This is a genomic window from Streptomyces sp. NRRL S-1813, assembly GCF_000719605.1.
Taxonomy (GTDB): domain Bacteria; phylum Actinomycetota; class Actinomycetes; order Streptomycetales; family Streptomycetaceae; genus Streptomyces; species Streptomyces decoyicus.
Map to the genome: position 1 here is coordinate 69,560 of NZ_JOHB01000019.1, position 20,263 is coordinate 89,822.

A 20,263-nucleotide genomic window follows, 5' to 3' on the forward strand; every position below is an offset into this window, starting at 1 on the left:
ACGACATGACGTCTTCGAACGCCAAGAAGGACCGTGCCGCGGCCCTGCCGCAGGAGTTGCAGGAGGCGCTGCGCCGCCGCCTGGCGGGGCAGGCCCCGCCGGCCGCCAAGGCCCGGCAGGGCATCCCGCGCGCGGACCGGTCACAGCCCCTGCCGCTCTCCTTCGCCCAGCAGCGGCTGTGGTTCCTCGACCAGCTCAGGCCCGGCGACTCCCGCTACAACAGCGCGGTGGCGCTGCGGCTGACCGGCACCCTGGACCGGGCCGCGCTGTCCCGGGCGCTCGACGCCGCGCCGGCCCGCCACGAGTCGCTGCGGACCACGTTCGACGACGTCGACGGACGTCCCGTGCAGACCGTGCACCTGGCCGCGCCCGTACCGCTGCCGGTACACGACCTGAGGGCAGGACAGGGTCCCGCACCCGAGGCGGGGGAGGGGACCGGAACCGGCACGGGGGCGCTGGACGACCTGCTGCTGGCGGAGTACTCCCGCCCGTTCGACCTGCGCACCGGTCCGCTGCTGCGGGCCCTGCTGGTACGCGTGGCCGACGACGAGCACATCCTGCTGCTCACCGCGCACCACATCGTCACCGACGGCTGGTCCATGGGCGTGCTGCTGGACGAACTGTGCACGCACTACGACGCCCTGGCCCACGGGGAGACGCCCGCGCCCGCCCCGGCGGCCACGCAGTACCCGGACTTCGCCGTATGGCAGCGCGAACGGCTGTCCGGGGCCCTGCTGGAGGAGCAGCTCTCCTACTGGACCAAGCAGCTGGACGGGACCGTGCCGCTGGAGCTGCCGCTCGACCGCCCCCGCGGCGGCGAGGAGGCCGGCGACGGCGCGGTCCACGAGTTCCGCGTCCCGGCGGCCACGGCGGCCCGGCTGCGGGAGGTGGCGGCACAGCAGCACACCACACTGTTCGCCGCGCTGATCGCCGCCTGCCAGGCCCTGTTCGCCCGCTGGTCGGGACAGGACGACATCGCCGTCGGGTCGCTGACCCCCGGGCGCGGACGCACCGAACTGGAGCGCGCGGTCGGCCTCTTCGTCAACACGGTCGTGCTGCGCGCTCCCGTCGACGCCGCACGCTCCTACCGCGAGCTGCTGGACGTCTCCGCCACCGCCGTCCTCGATGCCTTCGCCCACGACGACACCCCCTTCGAGCGGATCGTGGAAGCCGCGCGGACGGTACGGGAAGCGGGCCGCAACCCGCTCTTCGACGTCATGGTCCTGCTCCACCCCGCCCCGCCCGCGGCCCCCGCCCTGCGGGGCATGACGGCCGGCACCGTCACCGTGCCCCGCCGCGCGGCCACCTTCGACCTGAGCGTCGAGTTCGTCCCGGACGGGGACGGGCTGACCGGGCTGCTGGAGTACCGCACCGACCTCTTCGACGCCCCGACCGCCGCGCGGATGGCCGAGCAACTGGTCATCCTGCTCGGGGGCGTGGCGGCCGAACCGGACCGGCCGCTGGGCGAACTGTCCCTGCTGTCGGAGCGCGAGCGGCGGCGGCTGACCACCGAGTGGAACGACACCGCACTGCCGGTCGCGCCCACCACCTACCCCGCCGCCTTCGAGGCGCAGACGGCCCGCACCCCGCACGCGACGGCACTGGTGGCCGGGGACACCACGCTGGACTACGCCGCGCTCAACGAACGGGCCAACCGGCTCGCCCACCACCTCATCGACCGGGGAGCGGGCCCCGAGGGGCTCGTCGCGCTGCGGCTGCCGCGCACCGCCGACATGATCGTGGCGATCCTCGCCGTCCTCAAAACCGGCGCCGCCTACCTGCCGGTCGACCCCGAACTGCCCGAAGAGCGGCTGCGGTTCCTGCTCGACGACGCCCGGCCGGCGCTGCTGCTCGACGAGGCGGACCTGCGCGCGGTTCCCGCATCGGCCCCCGCGAGCGACCCCACCGACACCGACCGCCGCGCGCCGCTGCACCCCGGCAACACCGCCTACGTCATCTACACCTCCGGGTCGACCGGCCGCCCCAAGGGCGTGTCCGTGGAACACCGGTCGCTGATGAACCTGCTGGCCGGGCACCGGCACGGCTTCGTCGCCGAGGCGGGCGGCGGCCCGCTGCGGGTGGCCCTGACCGCGTCGTTCTCCTTCGACACCTCGCTGGAGGGCGTGCTGCTGATGGCCGACGGCCACCCGCTGCACCTGGTCGACGAGGCGACCCGGCTCGATCCGGCCGCGCTGGTCGAGTACGTCGTCGAGCACCGCGTCGACTTCCTCGACCTGACCCCCTCCTACCTGCGTCAGCTCCTCCCCGCCGGGCTGCTCACCGACCCCCGCCACCACCCCCGGCTGCTGATGCTGGGCGGCGAGGCCGTCGGCCCCGCGCTGTGGCGGGACCTCGCCGCTCTGCCCGACGTCGCCGCGTACAACTTCTACGGACCCACCGAGTGCACCGTCGACGCGCTGGCCTGCCGCATCGACGGCACCGGGCGGCCCGTGGTGGGACGGCCGCTGGCCAATGTGCGCGCCCACGTCCTCGACCACCGGCTCCAGCCGGTGCCGCCCGGCGTCGGCGGTGAGCTGTACCTGGCGGGCGACCAGGTCGCCCGCGGCTATCTGCACCGCCCCGGTCTGAGCGCCGCGCGGTTCGTGGCGGACCCGTTCGGGCCGCCCGGCAGCCGGATGTACCGCACCGGCGACCTGGCCCGCTGGACCGCCGACGGACGGCTCGACTACCTCGGCCGCGCCGACGACCAGGTCAAGATCCGCGGCCACCGCATCGAGCCCGGCGAGGTCGAGGCGGCGCTCACGGCCCTGCCGGCCGTCACCGAGGCGGCCGTCGTCGCCGTCGCCGACGAGCGCGGCCACGCCCGGCTCGCCGCCTACCTGGTGCCCGCCGCCGGGACCGGGCGCCCCGCCGCCTCCGAGCTGCGGGCGGCGCTTCAGCGCACCCTGCCCGGCCCTATGGTGCCCGCGGCCTTCGTCGTCGTGGACGCCCTGCCGCTGACCACCAGCGGCAAGCTGGACCGCCGCGCGCTGCCCGCCCCCGACCTCGGAACGGCCCCGCGCGAGCGGGAGTTCGTGGCGCCGCGCACTCCCGCCGAACGGGAACTGGCCGGGATCTGGTCCGCAGTGCTCGGCATCGCACGGGTGGGGGTCACCGACAACTTCTTCGAGCTCGGCGGCGACTCGATCCTCAGCATCCAGGCGGTCTCCCGAGCCCGCGCCGCCGGACTGCGCCTGACCTCCCGGGACGTCTTCCTGCACCAGACCGTCGCCGAGCTGGCCGCCGCCGTGGAGCTGCGCACCGCCCCGGCGCCCGCGGCGCAGCGGCCGGACGACGCGGGACCGGCCCCGCTCACCCCCATCCAGGAGTGGTTCTTCGCCACCCACGGACCGCTGCGGCACTTCAGCATGTCGATGCTGCTCGACCTGCCGTACGACCTCGACCCGGACGCCCTGGAGCGGGCCCTGCACGCCGTGGCCGCCCACCACCCCGCGCTGCGCACCCGGTTCGTCCGTACCGGCGACACCTGGCACCAGCACCCGGCCGACGCCGTGGCGCCCGGCCTCCTGGCCCGGCACGACGTGTCCCGGACCACCGGCGCCGCCCGGGACGCCGCGCTCACGGCAGCGGCCGACGCCGCCCGCGCGGACCTCGATCCCGCCACCGGCACCCTGCTGCGCGCCGCCCTGCTCCTGCCGGAGCCGGACGCGCGGGCACAACTCTTCCTGACGGCCCATCACCTGGCCGTCGACAGCGTCTCCTGGCGCATCCTGCTCGCCGATCTGGAGACCGCCTACCGTCTGGCCACAGCAGACGAGCCGGTCCAACTGGAGCCCGCCACCACGGCGTTCACCACCTGGGCGGCCCACCTGGCCCGGCACGTCCAAGGCGGCGGACTCGACGACGACCTGGCGTACTGGAGAGCCCAGAGCGAGGCGGCACGCACCCCGCTGCCGGTGGACCACCCCGGCACCGCGCTCGCCGGCTCGGTCCGTACCGTACGCACCCACCTCGACCGCGACACCACCGAGGCCCTGCTGCGCCGGGTGCCCGGCGTGTACCGGACCCAGGTCAACGACGTCCTGCTCAGCGCGCTGGGCCGGGTGCTCGCCGACTGGGCGGGCACGGACCGGGTGACGGTGGCCCTGGAAGGGCACGGCCGGGAGGAGGTCGACGGTCACGACGGCAACGACGGCGATGCGGCTGCCGCTGCCGATGACACCGTCGACCTGTCCCGGACCGTCGGCTGGTTCACCACCCAGTACCCCGTGACCCTCACCCTGGACGGCCCGTCGCGGGAACCGGACTGGGGCGCCACGCTCAAGACGGTGAAGGAACAGCTGCGGGCCGTCCCCCGCCGTGGCCTCGGCTACGAGGCGCTGGCCCGCCTGGGCTCGCCCGACCCGGCCGCCCGCACGCTGCGCGAACTGCCGCTGCCCCAGGTCTGCTTCAACTACCACGGCCAGTGGGAGAGCGTGCACGGCCGGGACTTCGCGCCCGCCGGTGAGGTCCCCGGCCGTGACATGGCCGCCGGTGAAGCGCTCGACCACCTGCTGGACGTCTCGGCCGTGGTGGCCGACGGCGTGCTGGAGCTCACCTGGCACTACAGCGACCAGGTGCACGACGAGAGCACGGTACGGGAGCTGGCGGACGGCACCGCCCGTGCGCTGGCCGCCATCGCCGCCCACTGCGAGCGGCCGGACGCCGGCGGCCGCACCCCCTCCGACTTCCCCCTGGCCCGGCTCGACCAGGCAGGGGTGGACCGCCTGGCCGGGGACGGGCGGGCCGTCGAGGACATCCTCCCGCTGACCCCGCTCCAGGAAGGCATGCTCTTCCACCGCCTGATGGGCGGGGCGGACGACGTCTACCTCGACCAGGCCACCCTGCTGCTCGACGGCGTCGCGGACCCGCGGGCGTTCGCCCGCGCCTGGCAGCGGGTGGTCGACCGGACGCCGGTGCTGCGTACCTCGGTCGTCTGGGAGAACGTGCCCGTACCGCTCCAGATCGTGCACCGCCGGGTGACGGTGCCCACCGTCCACCTGGACCGGCGGGATCTCGACGACGAGCGGCGGACGGCCGAACTCGCCCGGATCCAGTCCGAGGACCTCGCCCTGGGCCTGGACCTCGGCACCTCGCCCCTCATGCGGCTCACCCTGATCCGGCTGCCCGACGGGAAGCTGAATCTGCTGTGGACCTCGCACCACCTGATCCTGGACGGCTGGAGCCTGGCGCAGGTCCTGACCGAGGTGTGCGAGGAGTACGCCGCACTCGTCGCGGACCGTGCGCCGGTGCCGCCCGTACGCCGCCCGTTCGGCGACTATGTGCGCTGGCTGTCCGGCCGGGACGGCCGCGCGGCCGAGGAGCACTGGCGCACCGTCCTCGCGGGCTTCGCCACGCCGACGCCGCTGCCCTGCGACCGCCCGCCCCGTGAGGCCCACCGGGCCCGCTCCGCCGCGGTGCGGACCGCGGCACTGCCCGCCGAGCTGTCCCGGGAACTGCTGCACACCGCCCGGCGCAGCGGACTCACCCTCAACACGGTCGTACAGGGCGCATGGGCGCTGCTGCTGGCGCGCTACAGCGGAGAGCCGGACGTGGTGTTCGGCACCACCGTCTCCGGCCGCCCGGACGCACTGCACGGCGTCGAATCCATGGTGGGGATGTTCATCAACACCCTGCCCACCCGGGTACGGGTCGACGGGCACCGCACGGCCGCCGACTGGCTGCGGGACCTCCAGGACGCCCAGTCCGAATCCCGGCGCTTCGAGGCCGTCTCGCTGGCGCAGCTGGCCGCGCTCAGCGACGTACCGGCGGGCACCGCGCTGTTCGACAGCATGGTCGCCTTCGAGAACTACCCGTTCGACGACGCGCGCACCTCCGGTGCCGGGGTCCGCATCCTGGACGTCGCCTCGCGGGACGCGACCAACTTCCCGCTGGTCCTGCGCGCCCACCACAGCGACCGCCTCGGCTTCGACCTCGCCTACGACCCGGACCTCTTCGACGCCGCCACCGCCGACGCGCTCGCCGACCGGCTCTGCCTGCTGCTCGCGGAGATCGCCGCCGGCCCGGACCGGCCGCTGCGCGAACTGGCGTGGACGACCGCCGAGGAGCGCCGGCGGATGCTGGTGGACTGGAACGGAACCGAGCACGGGCGGCCCGAACCGACCTTGATCGACCTGTTCGAGGACCGGGCGGCCCGTACGCCCGACGCCACCGCGGTCACCTGCGCGGGCACCTCGCTGTCGTACGCCGAACTCGACGCGCGGGCGGGCCGGCTGGCCCACCGGCTGGCCGAGAACGGAGCCGGCCCCGAGCGCTTCGTGGCGCTCGCCCTGCCCCGCTCCCCGGACATGATCGTGGCGATCGTGGCGGTGCTGAAGACCGGCGCCGCCTACCTGCCCGTCGACCCGGAGCTGCCCGGCGGCCGCATCGCCCACCTGCTCACCGACGCCGCGCCGGCCCTGCTGGTGACCACCGGTGCCGTTGCCGGACGGCTCGGGGCGGCCGCCTGCCCCCGGCTGCTCCTGGACGACCCCGAGGTCCGCGCCGACCTGGCCCGGCGCCCCGCCACCGGCCCGGCCCCGGCCCGCCGCCCGCTGCCGGAGCAGCCCGCCTACGTCATCTACACCTCGGGCTCCACAGGCCGGCCCAAGGGCGTGGTCGTCCCGCACGCCAACGTGGTGCGGCTGTTCTCCCGCACCCAGGACTGGTTCGCCTTCGACGAGCACGATGTGTGGACGCTGTTCCACTCGTACGCCTTCGACTTCTCCGTCTGGGAGCTCTGGGGCGCGCTGCTGCACGGCGGCCGGCTCGTCGTCGTCCCGCACGAAGTCACCCGGTCACCCGAGGAGTTCCTGCGCCTGCTGGTGGACGAGCGGGTCACCGTGCTCAACCAGACGCCCTCGGCGTTCTACCCCCTGATGCGCGCGGACGCCGAACACCCGGAGCTCGGGGCGCGGCTGGCCCTGCGGCGGGTGGTCTTCGGCGGCGAGGCGCTGGACCCGGCGCGGCTCACCGACTGGTACGAGCGGCACCCGGACACCGCGCCCGTCCTGGTCAACATGTACGGGATCACCGAGACCACCGTGCACGTCTCCTACGCGCCCCTGGACCGCGCCACCGTGACGGGCGCCACCGCCAGTGCCATCGGCCGCGGCATTCCCGACCTGCGCGTCCGTGTCCTCGACGCCGGACTCGACCCGGTGCCGCCGGGCGCCGTCGGCGAGATGTACGTGGCCGGGGAGGGCCTGGCCCGCGGCTATCTGAACCGTCCCGGCCTGACCGCCGCGCGGTTCGTGGCGGACCCGTTCGGGCCGCCCGGCACCCGCATGTACCGCACCGGCGACCGGGCCCGGTGGCGGCCCGACGGGACCCTGGAGTACTTGGGCCGCGCCGATCAGCAGGTCAAGATCCGCGGGTTCCGGATCGAACCCGGCGAGATCGAAGCCGCCCTGACCGCCCACCCGGGCATCGCCGAGGCCGTGGTCGGGGTCCGCGAGGACACCCCCGGGGTACGGCGGCTGGTCGCCCATGTCGTGGCCGCCGGACAGGGCGCCCCGCCGTCCGCCGCCGCGCTGCGCGCCCACCTGGAACACACCCTGCCCGCGCACATGGTGCCCGCCGCCTATGTCCCCCTGGACGCGCTGCCGCTGACCGTCAACGGCAAGCTCGACCACCGGGCCCTGCCCGCCCCCGGCCCCGACGGCTTCGCCGCCGGCGAGGACCGCACGGCACCGCGCACCGAGGCGGAGCGCCTCGTCGCCCGGGTGTGGGCCGAGGTGCTGGACACCGGGGACATGGGCGTGGAGGACAGCTTCTTCGCCCTGGGCGGCGACTCGATCCTCGCCATCCGCGTCACCTCCCGGCTCCGCGCCGTCCTCGGCGCCGAGATCTCTCCCCGTCTGCTCTTCACCCACCCCACCGTCGCCGCCCTGGCCGCCGCCCTGCCGGACCCGGCCGCGGCGCACCGGGCACCGGACGACACGATCCCGGCCGCCGACCGCACCGCCGCACTGCCGCTTTCGTTCGCCCAGCAGCGCCTGTGGTTCCTGGACAGCTTCGAGCCGGACAGCACCGAGTATCTGACCTTCTTCGTGCTGCGCCTGCGCGGTCCGCTCGACGAAGCGGCCCTGCGCACCGCTCTGGACGCCCTGGTGGCCCGCCACGAACCGCTGCGCACCACCTTCGCCGAGCAGGACGGCCACGCCCGCCAGCACGTCCACGCCCCCCGTCCGGTGGACCTGCCGCGGCACGACCTGTCGGACACGCCGCCGGACGACCGCCCCCGCGCGCTCGACGCGCTGCTGGCCCGCGAGGGTGCCACCCCCTTCGACCTGGGCAACGGGCCGCTGCTGCGGACCCGGCTGGTCCGCCTCGCCGCCGACGAGCACGTCCTGACCCTGGCGATGCACCACATCGTCACCGACGGCTGGTCCACCGCGGTGCTCGGCCGGGACCTGGGCGAGCTGTACGCAGCGGCCCTGCACGACCGCCGCCCGGAACTGCCCCCGCTGCCGCTCCAGTACGCCGACTACGCGGCCTGGCAGCGCAGCCGCGCGGCCGAGGCCGACTCCGAGCAACTCGCCTACTGGCAAAAGAAGTTGTCCGAGGCGGCCCCGCTGGAGCTGCCGACCGACCGCCCGCGGCCCGCCGTGCGGACCAAGAACGGCGCGCTGCTGGAGTTCTCGCTGCCCGCCACGCTGACCGACCGGCTGCGGGAGACCGGCCGCGGCGCCGACGCCACCCTCTACATGACGCTGCTCGCGGCCTGCAAGGTGCTGCTCGCCCGCTGGGCCGGCCAGGAGGACGTCGCGGTCGGCACCGTCGCGTCCGGACGCGAGCGCCCCGAACTGGAGCACTTGGTCGGGATGTTCGTGAACACCCTCGTGCTGCGCAGCCGGGTGCCCGACGACCTGCCGTTCACCGCGCTGCTGTCCGAGGTGCGCACCACCGTGCTGGACGCCTTCGCCCACCAGGACGTGCCCTTCGAGCGGCTCGTCGATGTGCTCCAGCCGGAGCGCGACACCAGCCGCACCCCCCTGTTCCAGGTCATGGTCGCCCTGCACAACCTGGGCGGCGAGGCACCGGACCTGCCGGGCCTCGACGTCGAAACGCTCCAGCCCCCGGGCCGGCACGCCGCCTTCGACCTCGGCTTCGACTTCGTGGAGCGCGACGGCGGGGTCACCTGCTTCGTCGAGTACAACACCGACCTCTTCGACACGGCCACCGTCGAGCGGGCGGCCGAACGGCTGCGCCTGCTGCTGGAGGCGGTCGCGGACGACCCCGGACGGACGGTGGGCGAACTGCCGCTGCTGTCCGGCGCGGAGCGGCGGCAGGTGCTGGAGGAGTGGCAGGGCGACACCCTGCCCGTCCCGGACCTCACGTTCGTGGACCTCTTCGAGGACCGGGCGGCCCGCACCCCGCACGCCACGGCCCTGGTGGCGCGGGACGCCACACTGGACTTCGCCGCGCTGAACGAGCGCGCCAACCGGCTGGCCCACCACCTCATCTCGCTCGGCGTCGGCCCGGAGCGCGTGGTCGCCGTCCAGCTGCCGCGCACCTCGGACATGCTGGTGGCGCTCCTCGCCGTCCTCAAGGCGGGCGGCACCCAGCTGTCCGTCGACCCGGAACTGCCCGCGGAACGCATCGCGTTCCTCCTCGCGGACGCCGCACCGCAGACCCTCCTGACGGCCGACGCGCTGCGCGACGCACCCCTGGACCGGCAGCCGGGACACAACCCCACCGACGCCGACCGCATCTCGGCCCTGTGCGGCGCCCACACCGCCTACCTCAACTACACCTCCGGCTCCACCGGCCGCCCCAAGGGCGTCGCCGTCGAACACCGTCAGCTCGTCAACCTCTGCCACGACCACCTGGCGGGGCTCGTCACCCCGCACACCACCGACGGACGGCCGCTGCGCTTCGCACTGAGCGCCGCCTTCTCCTTCGACACCTCGTGGGAGGGCCCGCTGCTGCTGGCGCTGGGCCAGGAGGTCCACCTCGTCGACGAGGACGTGCGCCTGGACCCGGCCGCGTTCGTCGGGCAGATCGCCGAACGCCGCCTGGACTGCGTCAATGTGACCCCGTCCTTCCTGCACGAGCTGATGGCCGCCGGACTGTTCACCGGCGATCACCACCGGCCCCGGATCGTCCTGGTCGGCGGCGAGGCCGTCGGCACACCGCTGTGGCGGGAGCTGCGGGAGACCGCGGGCGTCACCGCGTACAACGTCTACGGCCCCACCGAATGCACCGTCGACGCCGTGTACGGCCGCTTCACCGACCACGCCGAGCGTCCCGTCATCGGCCGGCCGGGCCGCAACCTCCGTGCCTATGTGCTCGACGGCGCCCTGCGGCCGGTACCGGTCGGGGTGCCGGGAGAGCTGTACCTCGCCGGCGCCCAGGTCACCCGCGGCTACCTGGGACGGCCGGGCCTCACCGCCGCGCGCTTCGTCGCCGACCCGTTCGGCCCGCCCGGCGCCCGGATGTACCGCACCGGCGACCGCGCGCGCCGGGACGGCCAGGGGCTGCTGGAGTACCTGGGGCGCACCGACGAACAGGTCAAGGTCCGGGGCTTCCGCATCGAGCCCGGCGAGATCGAGGCCGCCCTGCTCGGCCACCCCGCGGTCGGCGACGCCGTAGTGGTGGCCCCCGAACACGCGGGCCGGAAACGGCTGGTGGCCTATGTGGTGCCCACCGGCTCGCAGACGCCTCCGGCGGAGGAGCTGCGCGTGCGGCTGCGCCGGACCCTGCCGGACTACATGGTCCCCGCGGTGTTCGTCCCCCTGGAGCGGATTCCGCGGACCAGCAGCGGCAAGACCGACCGGCGCGCCCTGCCCGCACCCCCCGTCCAGCTCGACGCCGGGACGCCGTACGTGGCCCCGCGCACGGAGACCGAGACCGGCCTCGCCGGCATCTGGGCAGAGGTGCTGGGCATCCCCCGGGTGGGCGTCGAGGACAACTTCTTCGCCCTGGGCGGCGACTCGATCCTCAGCATCCAGATCGTCTCCCGGGCCCGCCGGGCCGGGCTCGCCCTCACCTCCAAGGACGTCTTCCGCCACCAGACCGTCGCGGAACTCGCCCTGCGCACCGCCGCCGTGACCCCGCCGCCCGCCGACGGCACCGAGGCCCCGGCCGGACCGGCGCCGCTCACCCCCATCCAGCACTGGTACCTCGACGGCCGACGGCCCGGGGACGCACTGCGCTTCACCATGACCAACCGGCTGGAGCTGGCCCCGGACAGCGACGAGCCGGCCCTGCGGCACGCGGTCGACGCCCTGGTGGCCCAGCACGACGCGCTGCGCACCCGGTGGTGCCATGCCGACGGTTCCTGGCGCCAGGAGGTACTGCCCACCGCCCCCCGGGACGTCTTCTCACGCCACGACCTGACCGGCCTCGACGCCCCCGGGCAGGAGGAGGCCGTCCAGCGCGCGGCCGCCGCCGCACAGACCTCCCTGGACGTCACCGAGGGCCGGGTCGTGCGGGTCCTGTTCTTCGACTGCGGGCCCGGACGTCCCGCCCAACTCCTGCTCACCGTGCACCATTTGGCAGTGGACGGCGTGTCCTGGCGCATCCTGCTGGGCGACCTGGAGACCGCCTACCGCAATTGCGCCGCCGGGCGGCCGGCCTGCCTGCCCCCGGCGAGCAGCGGCTACGGGCACTGGGCGGCCCGCCTGGAGCGGCACACCCGCTCCGGCGCCTTCGACGGTGACCTGGCGTACTGGACCCGGACCTGCCGGGCTCCGGCCGACATCCCCGTCGACCGTCCCGGCCCCCACACCCACGGCACCGCCGCCACCGTCACCGTCCGCCTGGGCCGGACCGAGACCGACGCCCTGCTGCGCCAGGTCCCGGACGTCTACCGCACTCAGGTCAACGACGTCCTGCTCAGCGCCCTCGGCCGTACCCTGGCCCGCTGGAGCGGCCGGGACACCGTACTCATCGGCGTGGAAGGCCACGGTCGCGAGGACCTCTTCGACGACCTGGACCTGTCCCGCACCGTCGGCTGGTTCACCGCCGAGTTCCCGCTCGCCCTGTCCGTCGCCCCGGACGCGGACTGGCGCGACACCGTCCGGTCCGTCAAGGAGCAGCTGCGCGCCGTACCGCTGCGGGGACTGAGCTACGGCGCGCTGCGCCACCTCGCACCGGAGAACCGGCTGCCCGAGGCGCCCGCGCCGCGCGTCGGCTTCAACTACCACGGCCAGTGGGACATCGCGTCCGGCGACCGCCCGAGTGACGACGGCCTCTACCGCGCCGCCCTGCCCCCGGCCGGGCAGGACACCGATCCGGACGAGACCCGCACCTATCTGCTCGACGTGACGGGCGTGGTCCAGGACGGCCGGCTCGAACTCGGCTGGACCTACCCGCCCGCCATGTACGACGAGTCCACCGTACGCCGCCTCGCCGAGGAGACCGTCGCGGCGCTGACCGACCTCATCGCGCACTGCGCCCGGCCGGACACCGGCGGCCGTACCCCGTCCGACTTCCCGCTCGCCCGGCTCGACCAGCACCAGGTGGACCTGGTCGCGGGCGACGGACGGGAAGTGGCGGACATCCATCCGCTCACCCCGCTCCAGGCCGGCATGCTCTTCCACGGGCTGGTCGACTCGGCGGGCGCCTACTTCGACCAGATGGCGGTGCGGATCGCCGGGGTCGCCGACCCGCACGCGTTCGCCGCGGCCTGGCAGACGGTCGCCGACCACACCCCGGCGCTGCGCAGCAGCGTCCGCTGGCAGGGCCTGCCCCGGCCCGTGCAGGTCGTCCACCGTCGCGCCGTCCTGCCCGTCGTCCACCACGACTGGCGGACCCTGACACCCGCCGAGCGCGACCGTGCGCAGGAACGGCTGCTCGCCGAGGACCGCGCGGCCGGCATCGACGTGACCACCGCACCGCTGAGCCGGATCGCGGTGGCCGCGCTCCCCGGCGACCAGATCGTGCTGGTGTGGTCCTCGCACCACCTGATGCTCGACGGCTGGAGCACCGGAGCGCTCTTCGCCGACGTGTGCGCGCAGTACGCGGCGACGGTCGAGGGACGCACCGTCCGGCCCCCGGCCCGACGGCCGTTCCGGGATTTCCTCCAGTGGCTGGGGGAGCAGAACGAGGAGGAGGCCGAGCGGCACTGGGCCGGCACCCTCACCGGGTTCACCGCCCGCACCCCGCTGCCCTACGACCGGCCGCCCGTCGAGGCGCACCGCGCCCGGTCGAACGCGCTGGTGCACATGGAGCTCACCCCCGACGTCTCCGCCCGGCTGCGGGAGACGGCCGGGCGGAACGGGCTCACCGTCAACACGGTGGTGCAGGGCGCCTGGGCGCTGCTGCTGGCGCGCTACAGCGGCCGCCGGGACGTGGTGTTCGGCACCACGGTCTCCGGCCGCCCGGCCGAACTGCCGGGCGTGGAGTCCATGGTCGGCATGTTCATCAACACCGTGCCGACCCGCGCCCGGACCGACGGCGACCGGGGCGTCCTGCCCTGGCTGCGCGACCTCCAGGAGCAGCAGAGCGACTCCCGGCGCTTCGACTTCGTCTCGCTCGCCCGCATCCAGGCGCTCAGCGAACTCCCCGCGGGCGAGGCGCTGTTCGACAGCATGGTGGTGTTCGAGAACTATCCCTTCGACGAGGCGGCCGCCGCCGGTGCGGGCATCCGCATCCAGGACGTACGCGCCGAGGACGCCACCAACTTCCCGCTGTGCCTGCGCGCCTACCTCGCCGACCGCCTCGGCTTCGACCTCGCCTACGACGGGGCGCTGTTCGACCGTGCGACGGTGGAGCGGGCCGCGGCCCACCTGGAGGCCCTGCTGACCGCGGTCGCCGACGGCACCGCCCGCTCTCTGGACGACCTGGGCCTGCTCACCGCCGCCGACCGCGCGGTGCTGCGCCGGTGGAACACCACCGCACGCCCCGCCCCGGGCGGCTCGCCGGTGGACCTCTTCGCCGAGCAGGCGCACCGCACCCCGGACGCGATCGCGCTCACCGATGTGGACGGAAGTGAGCTGACGTACCGTCAACTCGCTGACTGGGCAGACCGGGTGGCTCACCGGCTGAGGGCGGACGGCCTGGCCCCCGAGGGCCGGGTGGCGCTGTTCATGGACCGCTCGGCCGCACTCGTGGTGGCGCAGCTGGCGGTGCTCAAGGCGGGCGGCGCGTATGTGCCCGTGGACGGCCGCGCGCCCGAGGAGCGCCGCCGGACCCTGCTCGACCAGGCGGGCGCCACGGCCCGCCTGACCGCCGGGGAGGTGAGGGCCGCGCGGACCGCTGACCCGGCCGGTGCGCCGGCGCTGCCGCCCGCGGACCCGGACCGGCTGGCGTACGTGATGTTCACCTCCGGCTCGACCGGCACACCGAAGGCCGTGGGGGTGCGCCACCGCGACGTGGCGGCGCTCGCCACCGACAGCCGTTTCACCGGACCTGCCTGCGAACGGGTCCTGCTGCACTCGCCGGTGGCCTTCGACGCCGCCACCTTCGAGGTCTGGGCGCCGCTGCTGAACGGCGGGCGCGTCGTGGTGGCCCCGCCGGGCGCGGTGGACGCGGCCCTGCTGCGGCGGTCGGCCGCCGGGGGAGAGGTGACAGCGCTGTGGCTGACGGCCGGACTCTTCCGGCTGCTGGCCCAGGACGCGCCGGACTGCTTCGACGGGCTGCGCCAGGTATGGACCGGCGGCGATGTGGTCCCCGCCGCCGCCGTACGCCGCGTGCTGGCCGCCTGCCCCGGTCTGACCGTCGTGGACGGCTACGGACCGACCGAGACCACGACCTTCGCGACGTCCTTCGCCATGACCGACGCCGCGGTGGTCCCCGGCACCGTGCCCATCGGCCACCCGCTGGACGATATGCGGGTCCATGTCCTCGACCCACGGATGCGGCCCGTGCCGCCGGGCGTCGCGGGCGAACTCTTCCTCGCGGGCGAGGGGGTGGCCCGCGGCTACCTCGGCCGCCCCGGCGCGACCGCGGACCGGTTCGTCGCGGACCCGTCCGGACCGCCCGGCGCCCGGATGTACCGCACCGGGGACCTGGCCCGCCGCCGGCTCGACGGCACAGTGGAGTTCCTCGGCCGCACCGATGACCAGGTCAAGATCCGCGGCTTCCGCGTCGAGCCCGGAGAGGTGGAGGGCGCCCTGGCGGCCCACCCCGGCGTCGCGGACGTGGCGGTGGTGGCCCGTGCGGAACGGTCCGGGACGAAGCGGCTGGTCGCCTATGTCGTGGGGCATGACGGCCTCGACACCGAGGCGCTGCGCACCCACGCCCGGGACACCCTGCCCGACTACCTGGTTCCCACGGCGTTCGTGGCACTGGCGGCACTGCCCCTGAGCGCCAACGGCAAGGTGGACCGCGCGGCCCTGCCCGCACCCGGTACGGGCACCGACCGGCCGGAGCCGGTCGCACCCCGCACCGAGGCCGAACGCCGCACGGCGGAGGTCTGGGCCGAGGTGCTCGGCGTGGAACGGGTCGGCGTACAGGACGACTTCTTCGCGCTGGGCGGCGACTCGATCCTCAGCATCCGGCTGACCTCCCGGCTGGCGGAGGCGTTCGGGACCGACCTGACCCCGCGGGCGGTGTTCACCCACCCCACCCCGGCCGCACTCGCCGCGCTGCTCACGCAACCGGAGACCGCCCCCGCGGGCCGGGCCGCCATCGTCCCCGCACCCCGGGACACCGCGCCGCCGCTGTCCTTCGCACAGCAACGCCTGTGGTTCCTCGACGCGTTCGCGCCCGGCAGCTCCGAATACATCACCCCGCTGGCCCTGCGGCTGCACGGCCGGCTCGACACCGCCGCGCTCGGCGCCGCCCTGACGGCGCTGGCGGCCCGGCACGAGTCGCTGCGCACCACCTTCGACTCGGAGGACGGCCAGGGCATCCAGGTCATCCACCTGCCCCAGGACGTACCGCTGCCGCTGCACGACCTGTCGGCGCTGCCCGCCGACGACCGCGCGGGGCAGCTGGCACGGCTGCTGTCCGACGACCGCACCCGCCCCTTCGACCTGCGCCAGGGCCCCCTGCTGCGGGCCGGGCTGATCCGGCTGGCGGACGACGACCACGTCCTGACGCTGACCCTCCATCACATCATCACCGACGGCTGGTCGACCGCGGTGCTCACCGGCGACCTGGCGCATCTCTACCGGGCCGCCGTCGGCGCCATCACCACCGAACTGCCACCGCTGCCCGTGCAGTACGCCGATGTCGCGCACTGGCAGCGCACCGCACACGGGGCGGCCGCCGAGGAGCAACTGCGCTACTGGCAGGAACGCCTGGCCGGAACCGAGCCCCTGGAGCTGCCCACCGACCGGCCGCGCCCGGCCGTACAGACCAGAAGCGGGGCAACCGTCCCGCTCGTCCTCCCGCCGGAGACGTCCCGCATGCTGGCGGAGTTCGGCCGGGCCCGGCAGACCACCCTGTTCACGACGCTGGTCGCCGCCGCGCAGACCCTCTTCGCCCGGCTGTCCGGACAGCAGGACGTCGCCGTCGGAACCGTCACCTCGGGCCGCGACCGCGCCGAGACCCAGCGCCTGATCGGCTTCTTCGTCAATACGCTGGTGCTGCGCTCGGCCGTCGACCCGGACCTGGCCTTCCCCGAATTCCTGGCGCAGGTGCGGGAGACGGTCCTGGACGCCTTCGCGCACCAGGACGTGCCGTTCGAGCAGGTGGTGGACGAGGTCCAGCCCGTCCGCGACACCAGCCGCGCCCCGCTCTTCCAGGCCATGGTCGTGCTCCAGAACGCGCCCGGAGCGGCGCTGGACCTGCCCGGTCTCCAGGTGAGCGACATCGAGCCGGACACCCACCACGCCGGCTTCGACGTCACGCTGGAGTTCGCCGAGACCGGCTCCGGCGCGCTGCACGGGCTGATCACCTACAACACCGACCTGTTCGACGCCGTCACCGCCGAGCGGATGGCCGACCAGCTCACCACACTGCTGACCGGCATCGCCGAGGACCCGCACCGCCCCCTCGGCGCGCTGCCCCTCGCCCCGGACGGCGAACTGCGGCGGCTGCTGGCCCACGGGTGCGCCACCCCGGGCGCGGTGCGCCCGGCCACCCTGCCCGAGCTGTTCCAGCGGCAGGCGGCCCGGACGCCCGACGCGGTGGCGCTCGTCGACGGCGCACACGAGCGGACCTTCGCGGAGCTGGAGCGCGCGGCCAACCGGCTGGCACACCACCTCATCGGCCGCGGCGTGGGACCCGAGCGCGTGGTGGCGCTGGCGCTGCCCCGCTCGGCGGAGTCGGTGGTGGCGCAGCTGGCCGTGGCCAAGGCCGGCGGCGCCTTCCTGCCCGTGGACCCGGCCTACCCGGCCGAGCGGCGGGACTTCATGGTGCGCGACTCCGCGGCCGCCGTGGTCCTCGACGACCCCGCCGGCATCTGGCGTACGGACGGCCCCGACGCGGCGCCCACCGACGCGGACCGCATCGCCCCGCTGGCCGACGGGCACCCCGCCTACGTCATCTACACCTCCGGATCGACCGGCACCCCCAAGGCAGTGGCCGTCACCCACACCGGTCTTGCAGGTTTCGCCGCGGAGGCCGCCGCCCGGTACGAGGTACACCCGGGCGACCGGGTCCTCCAGTTCGCCTCACCCAGCTTCGACGCCTCCGTCCTGGAGCTGTGCATCTCGCTGCTCTCCGGAGCCACACTGGTCGCGGGCGAGGAGGGACCGCTGCTCGGCGAACGGCTCGCCGAGGTGCTCGCCGAGCAGCGGATCACCCACACACTGATCCCGCCCGCGGCACTGGCCACCGTGCCGCCCGAGGCTGCCGACGGCCTGCCGCACCTGCGCACCCTGATCGTCGGCGCCGAGGCCTGCCCCGCGGACCTGGTGGAGCGCTGGGCCCCCGGCCGCCGCATGATCAATTCCTATGGCCCGACCGAGGCGACGGTGGTGTCCACCTTGACCGGCCCGCTGGCTGCGGGAGCCGGTACCCCGCCCATCGGCCGCCCCCTCGGCGGCACCCGGGCGTACGTCCTGGACGCCGCCCTGCGCCCCGTGCCGGTCGGTGTGACCGGCGAACTGTATGTGGCCGGCGCCGGGCTCGCCCGCGGTTACCTGGCACGCCCGGGGCTGACCGCGGCCCGGTTCGTCGCCGACCCGTTCGGCGCCCCGGGCGAGCGGATGTACCGCACCGGGGACCTGGTGCGATGGGGCGCCGACGGCGATCTGCGCTATGCCGGACGCGCCGACGAACAGGTCAAGGTGCGCGGCTTCCGCATCGAGCCCGGCGAGATCGAGAGCGCGCTGCGGCGCAGCCCCCGGGTGCGGGACGCGGTGGTCGTCGTACGGGCCGCGGCCGGGCAGCGCCCCGCCGGCCCCGGGCGGCTGGTCGCCTACGTCGTTCCGGCCGACGGTACGCCGCAGCCGATGCCCGTCCCGGAGCTGCGCGACCACCTGGCCCGCCTCCTGCCGCCGCACATGGTGCCGTCGGTGTTCGTCCCCCTGGCGCGGCTGCCGCTCACCCCGAACGGCAAGACCGACCGGCGCGCCCTGCCCGAGCCCGATCCGGCAGCGGCCTCCACCGGACCGCACATCGCCCCGCGCACCGACACCGAACGCCGGATCGCCCAGATCTGGGCCGACGTCCTCGGCCTCGACACCGTCGGAGCCGACGACAACTTCTTCGACCTCGGCGGCGACTCGATCCTCAGCATGCAGGTGGTCTCCCGGCTGCGCAGGGCCGGACTGCACCTGGCCACCAAGGACCTGTTCACCCATCAGACGGTGGCGGCACTCGCCACCGTCGTCACCACCGGGCCGGACCGGACCGACAGCGGCCCGGTGACCGGAGACCTTCCGCTCACCCCCATCCAGGCATGGTTCTTCGCCACGCCCCGGGCCAACCACCACCACTTCAACCAGTCGGCGCTGCTCGAACTGGACGGCACCCCCGACCCGGCGGCCCTGGAGGAAGCGCTGGCCGCCCTGCTGGAGCACCACGACGCGCTGCGCATGCAGTTCACCGAGGCCGGCGGCCGCCGGCGCCAGCAGAACCCGCCACCGTCCGCCCCTCATGGCCTCCTCACCCGGCACGACCTGACCGGTCTGCCGCCCGACGAGGCCGACACCGCCATGGGGAAGGCCGCCGACGACCTGCACACCGGCTTCGACATCGGACAGGGTCCGCTGCTCCGGGCGGCGCTGTTCACCGGTGACCCGGACCGCCCCGCCTTCCTCCTCCTGGTGGCCCACCACCTGGTCGTCGACGCGGTGTCCTGGCGCATCCTGCTGGACGACCTGGAGACCGCTTACCAGCAGGCCGCAACGGGAGGGGCGATCACGCTCGGCGAGCGGACCACCGCCTTCCGGGACTGGGCCAGGGGCCTGGCGGCACATGTCGCCGACGGCGGCCTGGACCACGAACTGCCGTACTGGGAGGAGGCCGCGACCCCCGCTCCGCTGCCCGTCGACCATGACACCGGCACCCCCGCCGGCGCGTCCCGTACGGTCACCGTGACCCTGGACGAGCCGGACACCACGGCGCTGCTGCGTGCGGCCCCCACCGCCTATCGCACCCGCATCAACGACGTCCTGCTGGCCGCGCTGGCCCTTTCCCTGGCACGCTGGACCGGCCATGACCGGGTCTGCATCGACCTCGAAGGGCACGGCCGCGAGGACGTCCTGGACGGGGTGGACCTCTCCCGCACCGTCGGCTGGTTCACCACCGTCTACCCGGTCGGCCTCCAGGTGACCGATCCCTCCGACCTCACGGCCTCCCGGGACTGGCGGGCCCTGGTCAAGTCGGTCCGGCGCCAGCTGCGCGCCGTCCCCGGCAACGGCCTCGGCTTCGGTGCCCTGCGTACCCATGGCCCTGCCGAGGTGCGCGAGCGCCTGGACCGCACCGGCCGCGGGCAGATCGTGTTCAACTACCTGGGCCAGTGGGACGCCCGGCCGGGTGGGACCGCCGGCGCCCTGGTACGCGCCGAGCACGGCTCCTTCGGCCAGGACCACGACCCCCGCGACGGTGGCTCCCACCTGCTGGAGGCCGTCGGCGCGGTACAGGAGGGCCGCCTCTCCTTCACCTGGCACTACCGTCCCGACGTACACGAGGAGACGACCGTACGGGCGGTGGCCGGTGACTTCGCCGAGGCGCTCCGCCGGATCGCCCAGCACGCCCGGGACAGCGCATGAGCGGGCGGGCCGGGGGCCGCGCAGCCGTGCTCGTCGCGGCCACCGCCGTACCGGCGACGCTCGCGTACCTCGCCGCGTCGGTTTACCGAAAGGGCCGCCGCGCACCGGCCGTTGACGGCAGCCTGAACGGGATCACCCGCCCGCCCGGCCCCCTCGGGCCGCACTACCGGACCGCACGACCCGGCCCCTGCTGCCACCAACCGCCC

The 20,263-nt window shown here is 74.8% G+C and carries 1 protein-coding gene; it reads left to right on the forward strand.

What is annotated here, in order from left to right:
- Positions 1–5 precede the first annotated feature (5 nt).
- Entirely contained in the window at positions 6–20,057 is a 20,052-nt protein-coding gene (locus IF67_RS0124465) for a non-ribosomal peptide synthase/polyketide synthase (protein WP_030989078.1), read from the forward strand.
- Positions 20,058–20,263 lie beyond the last annotated feature (206 nt).